The sequence below is a fragment of the Virgibacillus halodenitrificans genome (assembly GCF_001878675.1).
In the GTDB taxonomy this organism is placed as follows: Bacteria; Bacillota; Bacilli; order Bacillales; family Amphibacillaceae; genus Virgibacillus_Q; species Virgibacillus_Q halodenitrificans.
Genome location: NZ_CP017962.1, coordinates 3,566,352 through 3,582,898 on the forward strand (window position 1 = coordinate 3,566,352; position 16,547 = coordinate 3,582,898).

Here is a 16,547-nt window from a genome sequence, read left to right on the forward strand (position 1 = left end):
AGCCTCTGCCTTATAAATAAATGTGTAACAGAAAGAATCCGTTGAATGCATGAGAACCAATCATAAATAGCAAAATAGTCTTTATTAGATCACTGATTCTTCTCTCATTACTTGTTTCGACTTTCCTCCCAAACAGTCCAAAGTACTAAGGTGATAATGGCACTAATGATAACAACAATGTTCGTATACGGGTGATACCCACCCTCGCTAAAAACAGCCAGTAATGTTCGTATTACAATTGCAGCGATTAATATAACAATAAACTTGAACACACTATTTCCTTTTATAGTCAATTTCTTTCCACCTATCTTTTTTATTGTCTGTAAAACCTTCTAGCGCTCCAAGCACTTTTTCGGTTGTTTTGCTTTCATGAAAATATTAGAACTTACTCATTAACAAATAAAAATTTTACTTATGATTTCCAATTCTTTTACATAGTCTGTAGTAAGCAGTCATATAGTAAACGGCTAAGAACATAAGGAGGTTAACATAATGAAGATAGCAGTAATTCATGGCTCGAGCCGTCAAAATGGTAATGCAGAATATCTTGCCTACCATGCCGTCCCGAAAGAAAAAGCCACCCATATTCATCTTCAAGATTACCATATTCAGCAAATTATTGATGAGCGCCATGAGGTGAAAGGGTTTAAAAATGTTCATGACGATCATAAAGAATTAATTGATCTAATGCTTAGACATGAGATAATCGTATTTTCCACGCCTATCTATTGGTACAGTTTATCAGGCCCAATGAAGACATTTATTGACCGCTGGTCCCAGATTATGCGTGACCCGAATTACGCGCATTTCCGAGGAGAATTAAAGAAGAAAAAAGCCTATCTTATTGCGGTTGGAGGTGATAACCCTACTATTAAAGGATTGCCGCTTGTTCAGCAATTTAATTATATTTGTCAGTTTTTTGGTATGGAGTTTGCCGGTTATGTACTAGGTCAGGCAAGTAAACCCGGCGATATTAAAAATAACAAAAGAGCTTTGGATGAGGCGGCTGTACTCGTAACAGAAATCAACTTATAACTGGTATTTTTATACTAAATGTAAGTCATTCCCTTACATTAAAAATATAATAAGGAAATTCTTTTAGCACTAGTACCTGACTGTATTTGTAGAGCAGTCAGGTACTTTTATTATGGTATTTTTGTTCTAATGTCACTCTCTAACTATTCTTACTTTATTCGTGAACTTTATGCATTTAGGTATATTGACGAATTTTACTAGGGCTTCTGAATTGTTTTACTCTAAAATAGTTTATTTTGTACTTGTATAGGTAACAATTTAGTATTATGATTTACTTACTTTATTAAAATTAATTATAAGGAGGGAAAACGTGAAAAAGATTTATTTTCCAGTTGTTGGTATTTGTATATTGCTATTTTCTATTCTTTTCATTCCTAATACGAGTCATGCAGAACAAGGGGAAATTTACGAAATTGGCGAGATCATTCTTAATGTTAGAAGTGAACCTTCTTCCAGCGGAAAAGTTATTGGTCAGCTAGTTGAAGGTAACAAGGTGGAAATTTTTCAAAAAAAACATGGTTGGGCTCAAACCTATTATGCAGGTGAAGAAGCCTGGATTGCTGCACATTACTTGATTCCAGTAAGTGGAAAAAGTCAGCAAGCGAAAACAGATAGATCCAATGAACAAGTGACCATTACAGCAAGTAATGTCAATATTCGTTCAGGACCTGGCGAAAACCATCCAGTAATTGCTTCCACAGATTCAGGAAATACATATAACATTGTAAAAACTTCAGGTGATTGGCACAACATAGAATTGACTAACGGAAATACTGGTTGGGTAGCTTCATGGTTAACGAATAATGGAACGAACAATAATGCTGCCGGGCAATCAAAGAAACAAACAAACTCAGTTAAAAATACAAAAAAAGCGAATGGCACGTTAAACGGTTATACAATCGTTGTTGATCCAGGGCATGGCGGCAAGGATCCAGGTGCAATTGGGCTTGGTGGGATCTATGAAAAAGATCTCATTTCGCCAACAGCTGAAGCAGTTGCTGGACAGCTTCGTTCGGCAGGGGCAAACGTTATCATGACACGTTCGGGAGATTATTTTGTTACACTCGGTAAACGAGTGGCTATTAGTAATAGCTATGATACCGATGCTTTTGTCAGTCTTCATTATAATACCTTCCCGATGTTGTCTATTAATGGTACGAGCACATACTACTATTCAGATAAGGATGCCGGCTTAGCTACTAAGGTGCAATCTGCTATGGCTTCAACAGTTCCACTGGCTAGTAGAGGTAGTCTACAAGCAAATTATAAAGTATTAAGGGAGAATCGGGCGCCCTCTATTTTAATGGAGCTGGGCTTTATCACCAATCCTAATGACTTAGCTCATATTAAAACTGCCGACTATCAAAATAATGTTGGACAAGCAATTACTACAGGTTTACAAAATTACTTTAGCGAATAATCTAAAGAAAAGCTCCCCTCTTTGACATGGGGCAGCTTTTCTTTATTTGATTCCATATTTATTAGGATGTTATGCCATCATTCGAAAAATAATGTATAGTGAACAAATTATAGCTAGTTTGCGAATGTCTACGGCCGATTACTTCAGTCTGCTGCTGATTAATTTGCTCTCCGGAGGATTACTTCGCCCTCCTGCCGATTAATTTGCTCTACAGAGGATTATTTCGCCCTCCTGCCGGTTAATTTGCTCTGCAGCTAGTAGTCTTCACTCTACTTCGCATTTTCCTCCAACTGTGTGAAAGCTGAAGTTCAATAACTGCAATAAAGTTCTTTTATACTCCAAAATATTTAATCATAGAACGGTTCATGCCAGGCTTTCAACTCCTTCAATAACTCTTGCTGAACGATCGGGAAATTCTTGTTGAACAAGCATCTAAAGTATATTGCTCGAAAAAACCGAACAATTTCTCCTCTTTTTCTAAAGAAGACTAAGTTTGTTCCTTCTCTAGTCAATAATTCATTTAAATTGGTAGATACCTCAGATATCCAGGATGCTATACGTTCTTCCGTAGCACCCCGACCCAACAATGCTTCTATAACAAAAACAAGCCTTTCTTCTTCATCATCCAGATAAGGAATTCCTTCCTCATTCCTTTTGAATAAGTTGTGCTGTACTGCTTGCAAACAATCATCAACTAACCCCATATCGAAATATGGATGTTTTACCGCTTCTGCCAATAGATCAGCACCGTGTGCAACACTATGCGCCCAACCTTTGTCTTTTACATACCCGCGAATATCTCTTTCTAATTCTAAATATAAAATACTTTGTTTAATAATTTCTCTAACTTCTGTCTCAGATAAACGAAATTCTTGGCTATCTTTTTCTAAAATCAAAGCCAGAACAAGTGAGGAAAAGGATCTTGAGAAAACGGAGTCTGTTTCTGTCTCACCTATGTTTAAAAATAAATGATTGGTATCCATACATGTTTTTACGATATATCTCCACTGATCTACTTTTAAATAATCTTCTTGAATTAATTTCCCGAAAGCGTTGTATATCAATGCATCTCTTAATTCGGGATCGGTTGAGCCAATATTACAAAGCATTTCTTTTATAAGCTCATCCATAGAAATTTTACTAAGGTCGTAGTCATTATGATGAGTAATTTCTTGCAGTACGGTCTTTAATTGCATTAAATGAACCTCCTTTCCAACTCATTTTTCAGCATATATAACGCTTAATATTGAATTTATTTGTTGTGCTTTGACTTCGTAATCATGTGCAACCAGCCATTCTATTAGTAAGGATCTATCAGCATAATACTCATCTTCAATCGCTTCCACAGCTTCCATATTCCCCTCTAAGCGATACATGTCTAGAACACGTTTCCTGTCATTTTCATTTTGGAACATTAAATCTGCAATACATAATTGCCCTCCGGATTTTAACACACGGTTTATTTCCTGCAAGGCTAGCAGCTTTTCTTCATCCGGTAAATGATGCAGAGCATAGCTGGAGACAACTACATCCATTGTGAGATCCATAACGGGTAAAGCCAGAAAATGTCCTTTCCGCACTTCCATCAAAGGATATTTCTCCTTGCATTTTTCAAGCATCTTACCAGATTGATCAACACCAATCACATGGGCACCTTGATGAAGAAATCTCCCTCCTAAATTACCTGTCCCAACCCCAATATCTAAACATTGGTCTTTAGCATTTAACGTAATACATTGCTCTACCGTAGATAAAGCCACATCATATCCTTGATGCACGTTAAACGTATATCCTGCCTTTTTAATATGTTGATCATATTCTATAGCCTGACTATCAAAGTCCCACTTGTCTTTCCACCCTTTACGAATTTGCTTCAGTTTTTTTAGATGCTCCGCCAATTTGGATATCGGCTGGAAATCGGCAGAATCCACATGCTCCATCATTTGATCAATAGTATGAATCATATCCTTCATCTCCAAAAGCTTTTCATACAAGACACTGCGTTGCAGATTTAAATAATCCTCCATCTGCATTCCAGGCTGCTTCAACATCTCCCTAATCTCACTAATTTGAATACCAATCTCTCTTAGGGCAATAATGGTACTTAGCCGATATAAGTCGTCTTCGGTAAAGATTCTATAATCATTTTCTTGGTCTTTTTTTAGACTAATCAATCCTTTCTCCTCATATAAGCGAATTGTTCTAGCTGTTGTATTTAGTTTTTTTGCTGCTTCTTTAATAAGCATGTTCGTCACCCCTTCACGTTTACTATAAGGGTTTACGTTACGTTAATGTAAAGGAGGAATTTCCCTATAGTTCAAAATGCTCTTTTATCCTTTCTGCGACTTCCACGGCACTTAGCTTGTTATTATCAATACGAACATAATTATCTCGTTTGAGTTCGCCTTCACGTGAATTCAGTCGAAGGGTTTCCGAACTGTTTAATAAATTTTGCTCTGATTGGTTTATGTTGCGTTTTGTTGGTTTGTGTTCCAATCGGTTTGCAGTTTTATTTCGCTTCAGCCTGATATCTAATTTCGCTTCTAATTCTACAAAATAGATTTCCGCGTTTTTTTCTCTAAAAATAGTACATACATGTTCAACGTTTTCCCAATCCTCTTGCTTGTTAAATGCCCAAACAAAGGTAAAGATTATTCCATCTTGATCCGTTTTGGCAAAGGAACGGAAAATTTCTTCCCGAAAGGTATTGGATAACTTCCATAACTCCGGACTAAATCCAAATAATGGTTCTAAAAGATCGATCGTCATGTGGTTATGCATTAGTTTCAAGTTAGTAAGTTTGGCAAGCTCCTGGCCAACTGTCATTTTTCCAACTGCCTGAGGACCGAATATGAGTACTAGCTTCATAGCTTATCACCTTTCTATTTTATAAAATGCAGCTCTACGTTAATTAAGTACTTTTTGATACCAATTTACACCATTTTCACAAAGTACCTTTCGTGCCTCATTTTCTCCCAATACGTCTATAATAAGTTCCATATCGGATAGTTGAAATGGTCTGTCTGCTCTTGTAGATGGAAGGTCTGTCCCAAACAATAGTGCTTCTGGATTTACTGCATGTATTTGTTTCATAGCTTTTGCTGGATCAAAGTCAAGTCTGCCGAAACCAGTTGATTTTACCTTCACTCCTTGGTCGACTAAGCGAAGCAAATCATGAAATCCGTCCTGTGTTAATCCCAAATGGTCAATAGAAACAGCTGGTAGATTTACAATCAACGAAAAGTAATCTTTCAGTTTGGTGGAATCAATATACAACTCCACATGCCAATTGACCATTTCATACACCCGCCGAGCAACATTTTCTAAATTCACCATCGCCTCTGTTCCTCCACGTTTCACATTAAATCGTACTGCCCTAACCCCTAATTTATGTAATTCAATAATCTCGTCATCGGATACATCGTATGGTAATTGTGTTACACCTACAAAGCCTTCGCCAAGTAAATGAAGGGCCTTTTTCAGGTAGGATTGATCGAATCCTTGAAAGGAGCCTGACACAATCGCCCCTCCTGTCACGTTTAAGTTCTTTGTTTTCTCTTTATAATCCTTACATGTAAATTGATCCGGCACGTATCCTTGGTTGGGAATTAGGGGATATTTTGGATCTATAATATGTAAATGAGCATCGAAGATTTTCAAAAAAATCCCTCCGTAATGAAATAGTTAACCTAAATGCAGCTTTAATCCTTCGTGGGAAGCTCGAAATCCAAGTCGTTTATAAAACTCCAAAGCTTCGGGTCGCTGTTTATCAGTTGTCAACTGTACAACATGGGCGCCTCTTTCTTTTGCAAGGTGAATGGCCCATTCGATCATTTGAGTTCCTATCCCCTTACCTCGTAAAAATTTATTAGTTCTTACACCCTCTATCGTCGCTCGCCATCCCCCCTGATAAGTTAAGTAAGGTGTGAAGGTGATCTGTAATACCCCAACTATTTCTTCAGCGAAAACAGCTAGGATTAATTCATTATTTGGATCTCCTTGAATTGCATTAAACGCTTTTATATAACTTTCCGGTAGTGGATCCTCAAATCTTTCTCTCTTCCTTCCCAATTCATCATCTGCAAGTAATTCAATCATTTTATGAAGGTCCTGGATCTCTGCTTTTTTACATTTGAGTTGCGTATTCATTATTTACACACCTGCTTCTTTGCTTGTTACCTTTATCATAACCTACTAACAAGCGTACAAATAATACTTTTTTGTTATACACTTTGATAACGGTTTGTTTTCAACTATTTACAATCATCATTTTTAATGATCGCATACAATTTTAAGTCATGTTGCTTTCCTTTTGCATACATCGCCTGTCTCAGTGTTCCTTCATACGTCATTCCACACTTTTTCATGACACCCTCCGAACCTGTATTCTCCAGAAAACATTTCGCTTGAATCCGAACAAGTCCTCCTTCTCTGAAGCCAAATCGGATAACTTCTGTTGCGGCTTCTGTCATCAAGCCTCTTCTCCAATACGTGTTGGATAGTACATAGCCAATTTCACCTACTCGGTGTTTTTGATTCCAAGTAACATAATTGATTGTTCCAATTAACTTATTATTCTCCTTTAGAATAAGGCCCCAAAAATATGACTCGCCCTGTGCATAGCCTTGTAAAACTAAATCTAAGAAAGTTTTTGTATCCTCCAGCGACTGATGCGTTTCCCATGAAACGAATTGAGATACCTCTTTACAGCCCCCGTATTCGTTCATATCATGAAGATCATTCTCCGTAATTCTTCTTAGAATAAGCCTTTCTGTTTCTAATTCTGGTAAACTATTTCTCACATACAAACCTCCTATATTCAACTTCTTATTAAAATAAAAACTCACCCCCAACGTTTTTACTTAATTGTAGGAGTGATTCATCAACTGCCTTATGGAATAATCGTTTTGGATCTTCCATCCTTTCATTATTTATATCTCAGTCCCCATCCTTAATTATTAATTAGGTCCGTGGTTTTGGTTATTCATATTAGCCTGATGAATAATATTTTCCGGAAGATTACGGGGGTCATCATTTAAAGGTTTAGCCTTTTCCCCGGGGTTTATCCGCCCACCTCTTTTTTTGGCGACAAGATCGATAATATAACCAAACACTAATAGCCCTCCGACTATTTGAAGCCATAATGGCATATGAATCTCCCTTTCCTTAGGTTTATTTATTTCTAGTATATGTTTATTTCAGATTATTTACAATATTACTTTACAGTAACTTCCTTTTTCCCTTGAAATGTAACCTTTATCTCATCGTGTTATACTGAAGAAAATAAAAAAGTGAGGGTATTATATATATGGACAATAAATTGGAAAAACTAGCGAAAGCTACTGCAGAAGATTGTGGTCTAAGTAACTACTTTCTGAAAAGAAGCCACATCTTTAAAGAAAGTGGTATACCTGGGGAACATAGCTACCTTTTATCCACAGAGTGGTTCCCCGAAGACTCTGAGCCTATGGATGAAGAACTCAATCCACCTGGTGCTGCTGTGATCGATATTGATATTCAAACTGAAAAAGTGAAGCGAATTATTTTTGTGCAGGATGTCTCCTTTGCTGAAGAAGGCAGTTTTCCAAACTTAAATCAAAAAGAAGAAACGATTACATGGATCGAAAACATTACCGGCTTGGAATTTGGACGACAATTTCAGCTATTGCCTACAGAAGGAACGACAATGCATTTTCAAGCGGCTGTTGATAACATTCCGGTTTTCCCTACTGGTGTAATTAATGTGGAGTTTAATAATGAAGGCCAACTTACGCTATTTTCTATTGATGGTAACTTCCCTTCCGAAGATGCTATTCATTGGGAGCCTTTTGCGTTAACAACAGATATTGTTGAATCTGTTGCGAAAGAACAAATGCAATTGCTTGAAGTGCCTTTAGAGAGTGAAGAAATGTGGAAATCTATCTATAGTGCAACGAGCGTATTTCTAACAAATGACGTTAAGAAAGTAATTACATTTGAAGAGGCAGAAGAACAGGCTGCTTATGTAAAAAAACAAATTATTATGGAATGGGAAGAAGCTATTAAGGATCCTTTTTCTCCAGTAGAAATTGACTTATCTCTTGAGGCTACGGAGGAGGAAGCATTATCTGATCATAGCACTTCTAAGAAGGAACTGGATAAAGAGGATGAGGAAAAAGCAACATTAGAAATTAAGCGGTTCCTACAACGAGTTTATCCTGATGACAGTGGTAAATGGATGCTGTACAGTTTGCGTTTACAAGATTCTTATATCATTGCAGAGTTGCTTCCTGCAGAACGTGGGCGACGAGTAATTGATCGCAAACTTCAGGTATATCTTGATAGTGAAAAATATACTGCTTTGAATTACTCAGATTTTGATAGCCTAATTGAAATTTTTGATCACTTTTCACCAGCTCAGACTCCGGTTTTAACAAAACAGCAAGCATTTGAGCTTTTACGTAAACATGTAGAAGTTACACCTGTTTATGTCTACAGTCAGACAGAAGACAAATATATATTATGTGGAAAAATAGATTGTTCCTATGGTGTTGACGCAGTATCAGGGAAAGTTATCCCATTGGATCAATTATAGATAAGATAGAGGTATACTCTATCTCTGCTTTACAATGCATACCTGCCTATTAGTTAGTTGTGGGCGAGTGATTCTGTCGTAGATTATATTTTCTTTATCAGCAAGGGATCATAAATTTTATGTTGGGGGCCCCCAGTGATTAGTAAAATAGATATATTGCGACGTAACTTAATAGTACTCTAAGCGGCCGTTGCGGAAAAGTGGTTAGATATTAACCCGCTATTTATGGTTTAAAGCAGATACAAATTGATTGGAGCGGAAGGGGGCAATCTAAGAACGCCACGTCCTGTGGCAACGATTGCATAACCAACGTCCTGTTGGCCCGCGACTCCTGCCGGAATAGCATGAGGCCACTGAAAAAGTCCGGTAAATTCTTGAGAAGGCTAGTTCCAAAAAATTACATCACCACTTTTTAGCCTATGAGTGGCATAAACTAGTTCTGGCTCTCCATTTATGCATATTAACAAAACAAAATTTTGGGATAGCGTCTTTTGAAAAACTTCTATTTTAGTAGAAAATGACTTTTTCAGTGGCCTCGAATTGCATGAGCTGAAGACCCTGCACGGAGCGTAGCGGAGGAAGCGACTGAAGCCATGCCGGGCGGCAAAGAAGACACTGTGAGGTTACGAACAGATGTCGCGCTTGTACCCGGAGGTGTGAAAGCGTCCCCCTGCAGTGGAAATCAATGGGTCTATTCCCCTCCTTAAAATGAAATCTACTACAAATTTACGTCGCAGTTTCCTCCAACTATGAAAAAATAAGATTATATGAGGTATCATATGCGCCCCAGCATTTACAATAAATCATAAAGAAGCATGCCTCCGGTGAAAAAGAGGCATGCTTCTTTTAATTTTATAGATCGTCAAATCCGTTTAAATCACTTGTTTTGGTGTACTGTCTTGATTTTTGTTCAAAGAAATCAGTTTTAGTTCCATCAAAGTTATCCACATATGCACGAATCCACTTCATTGGATTCTCCACATGCTCTGGATATAATTCTTCCAATCCCATCATCCGGAGCATTTTATTTGCACGGTATTTAATATAGCCTTCCATTTCCTCTAAATCTATTCCCTCTACATTTCCCAATACATAATTCGACCATTCTGTTTCCAGTTCTACTGACTGCTTAAAGTGATCGTATACCCATTCAACAAATTCTTCTGTATTATGTTCCGGGTTTTCTGCCAATGTTGCTCTGAATAGCTCAGCAATGAAACGGCCGTGCTCCAGTTCATCTCTATTAATATAACTAATCATCGTGGAAGTACCAACCATTTTGTTATGACGAGCCAAATTATAGAAAAATGCAAAGCCAGAATAGAAGAACATTCCTTCAAGTAACGCAGTATACGCTAGCGTTTTTAGAATGTTATCCATTGTAGGTTTTTCCACAAATGAATTGTATTGGTTTACTAAGTTTTCATTTCGTTTCAACAACACAGGATCTTTTCTTCCAAGCTGAAAAGATTCGTTTTGTTCATCCAGTGAGACAACGGAAGCAAGTACATAGGAATAACTTTCATTATGCACAGCTTCTTGCTGGGCAATTACCGCCATTATTGATTGTACGGACGGATCTGTTGCATATAACGAAATTAGTAAAGCAGTCCGTGTTTGTGGGCCATCTAATGTGGACAATAATCCGATGATCTTTAAATATGCCTCTTTCTCTGCTTCTGATAATGTAGAAAATTGTTTTACATCACCTGCCATATTTACCTCATCAGCCTGCCAATAATTCCCGATCAGCCGCTTGTATATCTTATACCAATGTGGATATGCAATATCATTCCAATTCAATATTCCGCTTGATTTCCCCCCAAATAAGCCTGTGGACTTGTTTGGATTACGCGGCTCCAAAGTCTTTGCTTTAGAAAGCATAACTTCTGACATGTTCTAAAACTCCTTCCACCCAGTCATAAATCCTTTTTTCCTGATATCCCCGGGGAGACTGTTCAATTTTAAGCCCTGGCCATTTACTATTATAGAACTGAACCAGTTTATCTACTGCTTTACAAAACAATTCATCCCCGCCAAATTGTGTATCACCCGTACCAAAAACTGCAACATTCTCAGGCTTGTAGCCAATTTCCCATATAAAGTCTTTCACTTCTTCAGGCGTACTGCCCCTATCCCATGTAAATGTTCCAATAAAGATAAAATCATAATGGGAGACATCTACTGGGGGATCTATACCCATAAGATGTGTATCTACCTTAAACCCTTTATCATAAAGTTGTTTTGCGATATGATCAGCAACTTCTTCCGTATTGCCACTATAGGTATGATACGCAATTAGCATCCTCAACTTTGACACCACTCACATTCTTCGACATCATTTGATGTTGAACGTACGTAATAAGTTGTTTTTAATCCTTCCTGCCATGCCTGCAAATGAAGATTTAGCAAAACAGAGGCTTTAATCGTATTTGGCACATAAAAGTTGAATGAAATACTTTGATCTACGTGCTTTTGTCTAGCCGCATTTTGTTTCACAGACCAACGTTGATCGACAATATATGCAGAACGGCGATAAATATCGTACGTACGATGATCTAATTCTGGTGCCGTAACAGGAATCTTGAAATCCTTCTTTTCTTCGTTGTAAAAAGCTTTAAATACAGGATCAATACTAGCTGTAGAACCGGCAATCATCGCTGTTGTAGAGTTTGGTGCAACAGCCATTAAATAGCCATTACGCATTCCGTTCTGCTTTACTTCTTCTTTAAGTCCTGTCCATTTGTCACTCGTATACCCTTTATTGGTGAAGTATTCGCCCGTTTGCCACTTACTGCCTTCATATACAGGATAGGAACCCTTTTCTTTACTTAATTCCATACTGTTTTTAATGGTTAAATAAGCAATTTCCTCATACAACTCATCAGCGAAATTCACTGCTTCGTCTGTCTCCCATTTAATATTCTTCTTGGCAAGCAAATGATGCCAACCGAATGTACCTAAGCCGATAGCTCGGTATTTTTGGTTTGTTAATTGTGTTTGCTTAATTGGCAATGTATTTATATCTATTACATTATCCAACATACGTACTTGGATTTTTAACAAACGATCAAGCACACCATCGGGAACAGCTTTTCCCAGATTAATTGAGCTTAAGTTACAAACAACGTAATCACCAGATTTATATTTTTGCACAATCGTGTTTTCATTTTCTACAAATTCTTCTATAAATTGCGTTGGAGATTGATTTTGCGTAATTTCTGTGCATAAATTCGAGCAATAAATAATTCCTTCGTGTTCATTACTGTTCTGACGATTCACTTCGTCACGATAAAACATGAAAGGCGTGCCTGATTCAAGCTGTGATTTCATTATCCTTTTCATAATAGAAATAGCTGGCACCTTTGTTCTGGAAAGATTCTCGTTTTGAATACATGCTTCGTACTTTTCGCGCCATGTTCCGGTGCCCTTTTCTTCATCATAAAAATCTTCCAACGAGAAGCCCATTACCTGTCGTACTTCATGTGGGTCAAAAAGATACCAATCGCCCCGCTTGTCCACTTGTTCCATAAAGTAATCAGGCAAGCAAACCCCTGTAAAAATATCATGGGCGCGCATTCTGTCATCTCCATTATTTAGCTTCAGATCAAGAAATGCTTCAATATCTTTATGCCATGCATCTAAATAAATGGCAATGGCTCCTTTACGAGTGCCCAGCTGATCCACGTTAACAGCTGTATTATTCAGTTGCTTAACCCAAGGGACTACCCCACTGGACATACCTTTAAATCCTTTAATAGCACTTCCACGGCTGCGGATTTTACCCATATATACACCAATTCCGCCACCATTTTTCGACAGCTTGGCAATATCTGTATTACTGTCGTATATAGATTGAAGACTATCGTCGACCGTATCGATGAAACAACTGGATAACTGACCATGTGTTTTTCCGGCATTCGTTAAAGTAGGGGTAGCCACTGTCATATAAAGGTTGCTAAGTGCCCAGTATGCCTCCTGGACAAGTTGTGCACGTTGCGCCTTATTCTCATCCTGCATTAAATACATAGCAATTATCATCCAACGTTCCTGAGGTAACTCCATTACATTCTTATTGTGATCTGTAGCAAGATAGCGACTTGCTATGGTATGTATTCCTAGATAGTTAAACAGCAAATCTCTTTGTGGATCAAGCTGCTTTTCAAAAGCTTCAATCTCTTCTTTATTATATTTATTTAATAGGTTAGTAGCATAAATTCCTTGCTCCGTTAGCGTACTAATTAATTTATAAAAATTGCCATAACGTAGATGCACATCAAAGTCCCGGTTTTTGGCAGCTTGACGATATAGCTCCTCAAGAAAAATTCTGCTGGCAAGAAACGTCCATTCAGGTGCAGATTCGTCAATATTTTCTAAAGCATTCTTAACTAAAATATCGGTTATTTTTTCCAAAGAAGTATCTTCTTGAATTGCTCTCAATGATTTTTCAATATACTTTTCCGTATTTATGGGTAATTCTTTTGCTGCCCGATTAATCCATTCCATTACCTTTTCTTCGTAATCCAAATTCTTTGTTATCATGTGAAACCTCCTCAAAAAAATAATACCGATATACTGTCACCTTAACCTTTAGTGCAATAAAAAAACCGTTCTCCTCATATTAGGAACGGTCAAAACGACAGAACAGTGCTACTTAAACTAGCATCCATCGTTTCACCTTCTCTAATCCCGGAGAATGGAAACTACAAGTTATGGCAGGTATCCTGACTTTTGGTCTTTCTACTAGAGTCCTTCCCATTTGCTCAATAGACATCTCAAACAGTGGAATCATCTCGTTCGTCACAATTACAGTTGCGGGTACAGTTCCAGAATTTCACTGGATTCCCTTTTAAACACGAATGGTGTAACCATAACCAAAACACTATATATAGTGTTAATATTATATTTAGTTATCGATATATTGTATCTATAGACTATCATAGGTAATGAAGTTTATCAAGAAAAATGTAGATAAATATATACTCAAAAATAAAGAATTTAATATTGAAAGCTTTCTAGTCTGCTAAAGAATTGTTTTATAAATTCATAGAATAATTTTTCCGTTGGCAGCAGTTGTCGTTCTGCGGGGATAACTACACCCACTGTACGAGTTACATCTGGTTCCTTAATGGGAATTTTCACTGTAGAACGTGGTAAATGATCAACAAGCGTAATTTCAGGAACCAACGATACACCAAGTCCAGCAGAAACCAGTCCCTTAATGGCATCAATATCCTTCCCCTCAAAAGAAACTTTAGGGGAAAATCCAAGCTGTCTGCAAGCCTTTATGATAATATCGTGTAATACAAAGCCTTCTGGAAAAAGAACAAAGGAATCGTCCCTTAATTGATTAAGATGTAATGCCTTTTCCTGGGCAAGTCTATGTTGTTCTGGTAATAATGCAACAATTTTCTCTGTAAATAGAATAGAGTGCTTTAATCTTTTTTCATTAAGTGGAACAGGTCCAAGCAACGCTATATTACTTTCACCTCTAATTACAGCATTCTTTAAATCATAATATGAACCTTGATTCAATTCAAATTTTACATTTGGATATTGATTTCGAAAAGCAGAAATAGCAGTAGGTAGAATATAAGCCGCCAAGCTGCTCGGAAAACCGATATGAATGGTACCCCTTTGAGGATCTGTATATTCTTCTACTACTTGTACCCCATCATCTATTACGTTCAATGCTTGCTCCATATGATCAAGAAAAACCCTGCCAATAGGGGTCAATCTTACATTCCTGCCTTCCCTGATAAAAAGATTAACACCAAGTTCTTCTTCAAGATTAAATATTTGTCTACTTACTGCAGACTGTGCAACATGAAGCGCATCAGCAGCCTCTGTAACATGCTCACGTTTGGCAACTTCAATGAAATATTTTAATTGTCGTAGTTCCAAATTTAACCGCCACCTTTTATTAATCTCATTATAGCATTAATTATATCTAATATTCATATTGTTAAGATGAATTAATTCAGGTAAAATAATAAACAGAATATTCATTAATTCGGTTGGATTTTCTTAGCGATAATTTGAAGGAGGTTGTTGATGCCTTTATGAGTCTAATTAAAGAGAAAAAGGTTTCAGATGATAAATCAAGCGTAGAGAATGTAGAAAATTACTTAGAAGGACTTTATAAGCGTGTTCTTGAGCGAAATCCCAATGAGGGTGAGTTTCACCAGGCAGTTGAATTGATCTTCCAATCCCTCTCCCCTGTCCTCATTAAAAACCCTATCTATATTGAAAAAGGCATTTTGGAACAACTAGTTGAACCTGAGCGCGTAATTACCTTCCGTGTTCCATGGGTTGATGACAATGGGAAAGTCCATGTGAATCGTGGTTTCCGTGTTCAATTCAATAGTGCACTGGGCCCGTACAAAGGTGGGCTTCGTTTTCACCCATCGGTCAATTTAAGTATTGTGAAATTCCTAGGTCTGGAACAAATTTTTAAAAACTCACTAACCGGTCAGCCTATAGGTGGAGGTAAAGGTGGAGCTGATTTTGATCCAAAAGGAAAATCAGATAATGAAATTATGCGCTTCTGCCGCAGTTTCATGACCGAGCTTGCGAAGTATATCGGACCTGATGTTGATATCCCGGCTGGAGACATTGGCGTTGGCGCTAGAGAAATTGGTTATATGTTTGGCCAGTATAAGAAAATCCGCGGGACTTTTGAAGCTGGAGTACTAACAGGAAAGGGATTAAATTATGGCGGCAGTCTTGCCAGAAAAGAAGCGACCGGTTACGGCACCATTTACTTTGTAAAAGAAATGCTGAATAGTGCGAACCTGACTCTTCAAGATAGTACAGTTGTCGTTTCAGGATCTGGTAATGTGTCTATTTATGCAATGGAAAAAGCATTAGAATTCGGTGCAAATGTTGTTGCTTGCAGTGATTCCAGTGGATATATTTACGATCCGCATGGAATTAATCTGGATACAGTGAAGCAGATTAAAGAGGTGGAGAGTGGACGAATTGCCGATTATGTTGCAATTCATCCTAACGCTGAATTTGTAGATGATTGTTCTAAGATTTGGACTGTGCCTTGTGATATTGCTCTTCCGTGCGCAACACAGAATGAGATCGACGAAGCTGATGCAAAATTATTAATTGCTAATGGTGTTAAAGCCGTTGCAGAGGGGGCTAACATGCCTTCCACAACAGAAGCAATTGATTTATTCCTTGAGAACGATATTTTATTCGGACCTGCAAAAGCAGCTAATGCAGGAGGAGTAGCTGTTTCTTCTCTCGAGATGGCTCAGAATAGTATGAGAATGTCATGGACATTTGAAGAAGTAGATATGAAATTACAAGAAATCATGCAAAACATATACCAAAATTGTGTGGCAGCAGCCGAAGAATATGGCTATCCCGGTAACTTAGTTATCGGATCAGATATTGCCGGATTTGAAAAGGTTGCAAATGCTATGATTGAACAAGGTGTCGTATAAATTAGTTTAAAAAAGTGCTTAACCGAGTGGTAAGCACTTTTATTATGGAATATAACTAAGT

General features: G+C 37.6%; 16 protein-coding genes and 1 riboswitch. Of the genes, 4 read left to right on the forward strand and 12 right to left on the reverse strand.

All coding sequences use genetic code 11. The features are described from left to right. Window positions 1-107: 107 nt before the first annotated feature. Entirely contained in the window at window positions 108-293 is a 186-nt protein-coding gene (locus BME96_RS17575; RefSeq protein WP_019379300.1) for a hypothetical protein, read from the reverse strand. A gap of 199 nt (window positions 294-492) precedes the next feature. On the opposite strand from BME96_RS17575, the gene BME96_RS17580 reads away from it, so the two are divergent. After that, a complete protein-coding gene (locus tag BME96_RS17580) occupies window positions 493-1,035 on the forward strand; it encodes a flavodoxin family protein (RefSeq protein WP_019379299.1) in 543 nt (180 codons plus the stop codon). A 310-nt stretch (window positions 1,036-1,345) separates the two neighbouring features. Next, entirely contained in the window at window positions 1,346-2,455 is a 1,110-nt protein-coding gene (locus tag BME96_RS17585) for an N-acetylmuramoyl-L-alanine amidase family protein (protein WP_071649774.1), read from the forward strand. 347 nt (window positions 2,456-2,802) lie between these two features. Here the strand turns inward: BME96_RS17585 and BME96_RS17590 are convergent, their stop codons facing one another. From BME96_RS17590 to BME96_RS17620, 7 genes are all read right to left on the reverse strand, one after another. Then, window positions 2,803-3,651 (reverse strand): DUF2785 domain-containing protein, encoded by an 849-nt coding sequence (locus BME96_RS17590; protein WP_071649775.1) that lies wholly within the window; start codon window positions 3,649-3,651, stop codon window positions 2,803-2,805. A 21-nt stretch (window positions 3,652-3,672) separates the two neighbouring features. After that, window positions 3,673-4,701: a MerR family transcriptional regulator gene (locus BME96_RS17595; protein ID WP_040956634.1), complete on the reverse strand. Its 1,029-nt coding sequence runs from the start codon at window positions 4,699-4,701 to the stop codon at window positions 3,673-3,675. A gap of 64 nt (window positions 4,702-4,765) precedes the next feature. Further along, window positions 4,766-5,323: an AAA family ATPase gene (locus tag BME96_RS17600; RefSeq protein WP_071649776.1), complete on the reverse strand. Its 558-nt coding sequence runs from the start codon at window positions 5,321-5,323 to the stop codon at window positions 4,766-4,768. Between the two features lie 39 nt (window positions 5,324-5,362). Next, entirely contained in the window at window positions 5,363-6,115 is a 753-nt protein-coding gene (locus BME96_RS17605; protein ID WP_060679739.1) for an amidohydrolase family protein, read from the reverse strand. 24 nt (window positions 6,116-6,139) lie between these two features. After that, window positions 6,140-6,604, reverse strand: a complete 465-nt coding sequence (locus BME96_RS17610; protein ID WP_019375749.1) for a GNAT family N-acetyltransferase — start codon at window positions 6,602-6,604, stop codon at window positions 6,140-6,142. Window positions 6,605-6,708: 104 nt separating this feature from the next. Beyond that, on the reverse strand, window positions 6,709-7,257 hold the full coding sequence (locus BME96_RS17615) for a GNAT family N-acetyltransferase (protein WP_019375748.1): 549 nt from the start codon (window positions 7,255-7,257) through the stop codon (window positions 6,709-6,711). A 156-nt stretch (window positions 7,258-7,413) separates the two neighbouring features. After that, complete coding sequence (locus BME96_RS17620) at window positions 7,414-7,605, reverse strand: hypothetical protein (protein WP_019375747.1); 192 nt, start codon at window positions 7,603-7,605, stop codon at window positions 7,414-7,416. Between the two features lie 158 nt (window positions 7,606-7,763). On the opposite strand from BME96_RS17620, the gene BME96_RS17625 reads away from it, so the two are divergent. Further along, window positions 7,764-9,029 carry a hypothetical protein gene (locus BME96_RS17625; RefSeq protein WP_071649777.1) on the forward strand — a complete coding sequence of 422 codons (1,266 nt, stop codon included), beginning with the start codon at window positions 7,764-7,766 and terminating at the stop codon, window positions 9,027-9,029. Window positions 9,030-9,881: 852 nt separating this feature from the next. Here the strand turns inward: BME96_RS17625 and BME96_RS17630 are convergent. The 4 genes from BME96_RS17630 to BME96_RS17645 all read right to left on the reverse strand — a co-directional run bounded on the left by BME96_RS17630 (window position 9,882) and on the right by BME96_RS17645 (window position 14,933). Further along, the gene (locus BME96_RS17630; protein ID WP_019376447.1) at window positions 9,882-10,925 is read right to left on the reverse strand and encodes a ribonucleotide-diphosphate reductase subunit beta; all 1,044 of its coding nucleotides are present in this window, start codon (window positions 10,923-10,925) and stop codon (window positions 9,882-9,884) included. Further along, on the reverse strand, window positions 10,903-11,334 hold the full coding sequence (locus tag BME96_RS17635; protein ID WP_019376448.1) for a flavodoxin: 432 nt from the start codon (window positions 11,332-11,334) through the stop codon (window positions 10,903-10,905). The genes BME96_RS17630 and BME96_RS17635 overlap by 23 nt, the downstream gene beginning before the upstream one ends. A gap of 2 nt (window positions 11,335-11,336) precedes the next feature. Further along, a complete protein-coding gene (locus BME96_RS17640) occupies window positions 11,337-13,535 on the reverse strand; it encodes a ribonucleoside-diphosphate reductase subunit alpha (protein ID WP_408068417.1) in 2,199 nt (732 codons plus the stop codon). 191 nt (window positions 13,536-13,726) lie between these two features. Continuing rightward, window positions 13,727-13,917: riboswitch (cobalamin riboswitch) on the reverse strand. A 110-nt stretch (window positions 13,918-14,027) separates the two neighbouring features. Then, the gene (locus tag BME96_RS17645) at window positions 14,028-14,933 is read right to left on the reverse strand and encodes a glutamate biosynthesis transcriptional regulator GltC (protein ID WP_019376450.1); all 906 of its coding nucleotides are present in this window, start codon (window positions 14,931-14,933) and stop codon (window positions 14,028-14,030) included. Window positions 14,934-15,091: 158 nt separating this feature from the next. On the opposite strand from BME96_RS17645, the gene gdhA reads away from it, so the two are divergent. Further along, window positions 15,092-16,486, forward strand: a complete 1,395-nt coding sequence (gdhA, locus tag BME96_RS17650; protein WP_060679729.1) for an NADP-specific glutamate dehydrogenase — start codon at window positions 15,092-15,094, stop codon at window positions 16,484-16,486. Window positions 16,487-16,547 lie beyond the last annotated feature (61 nt).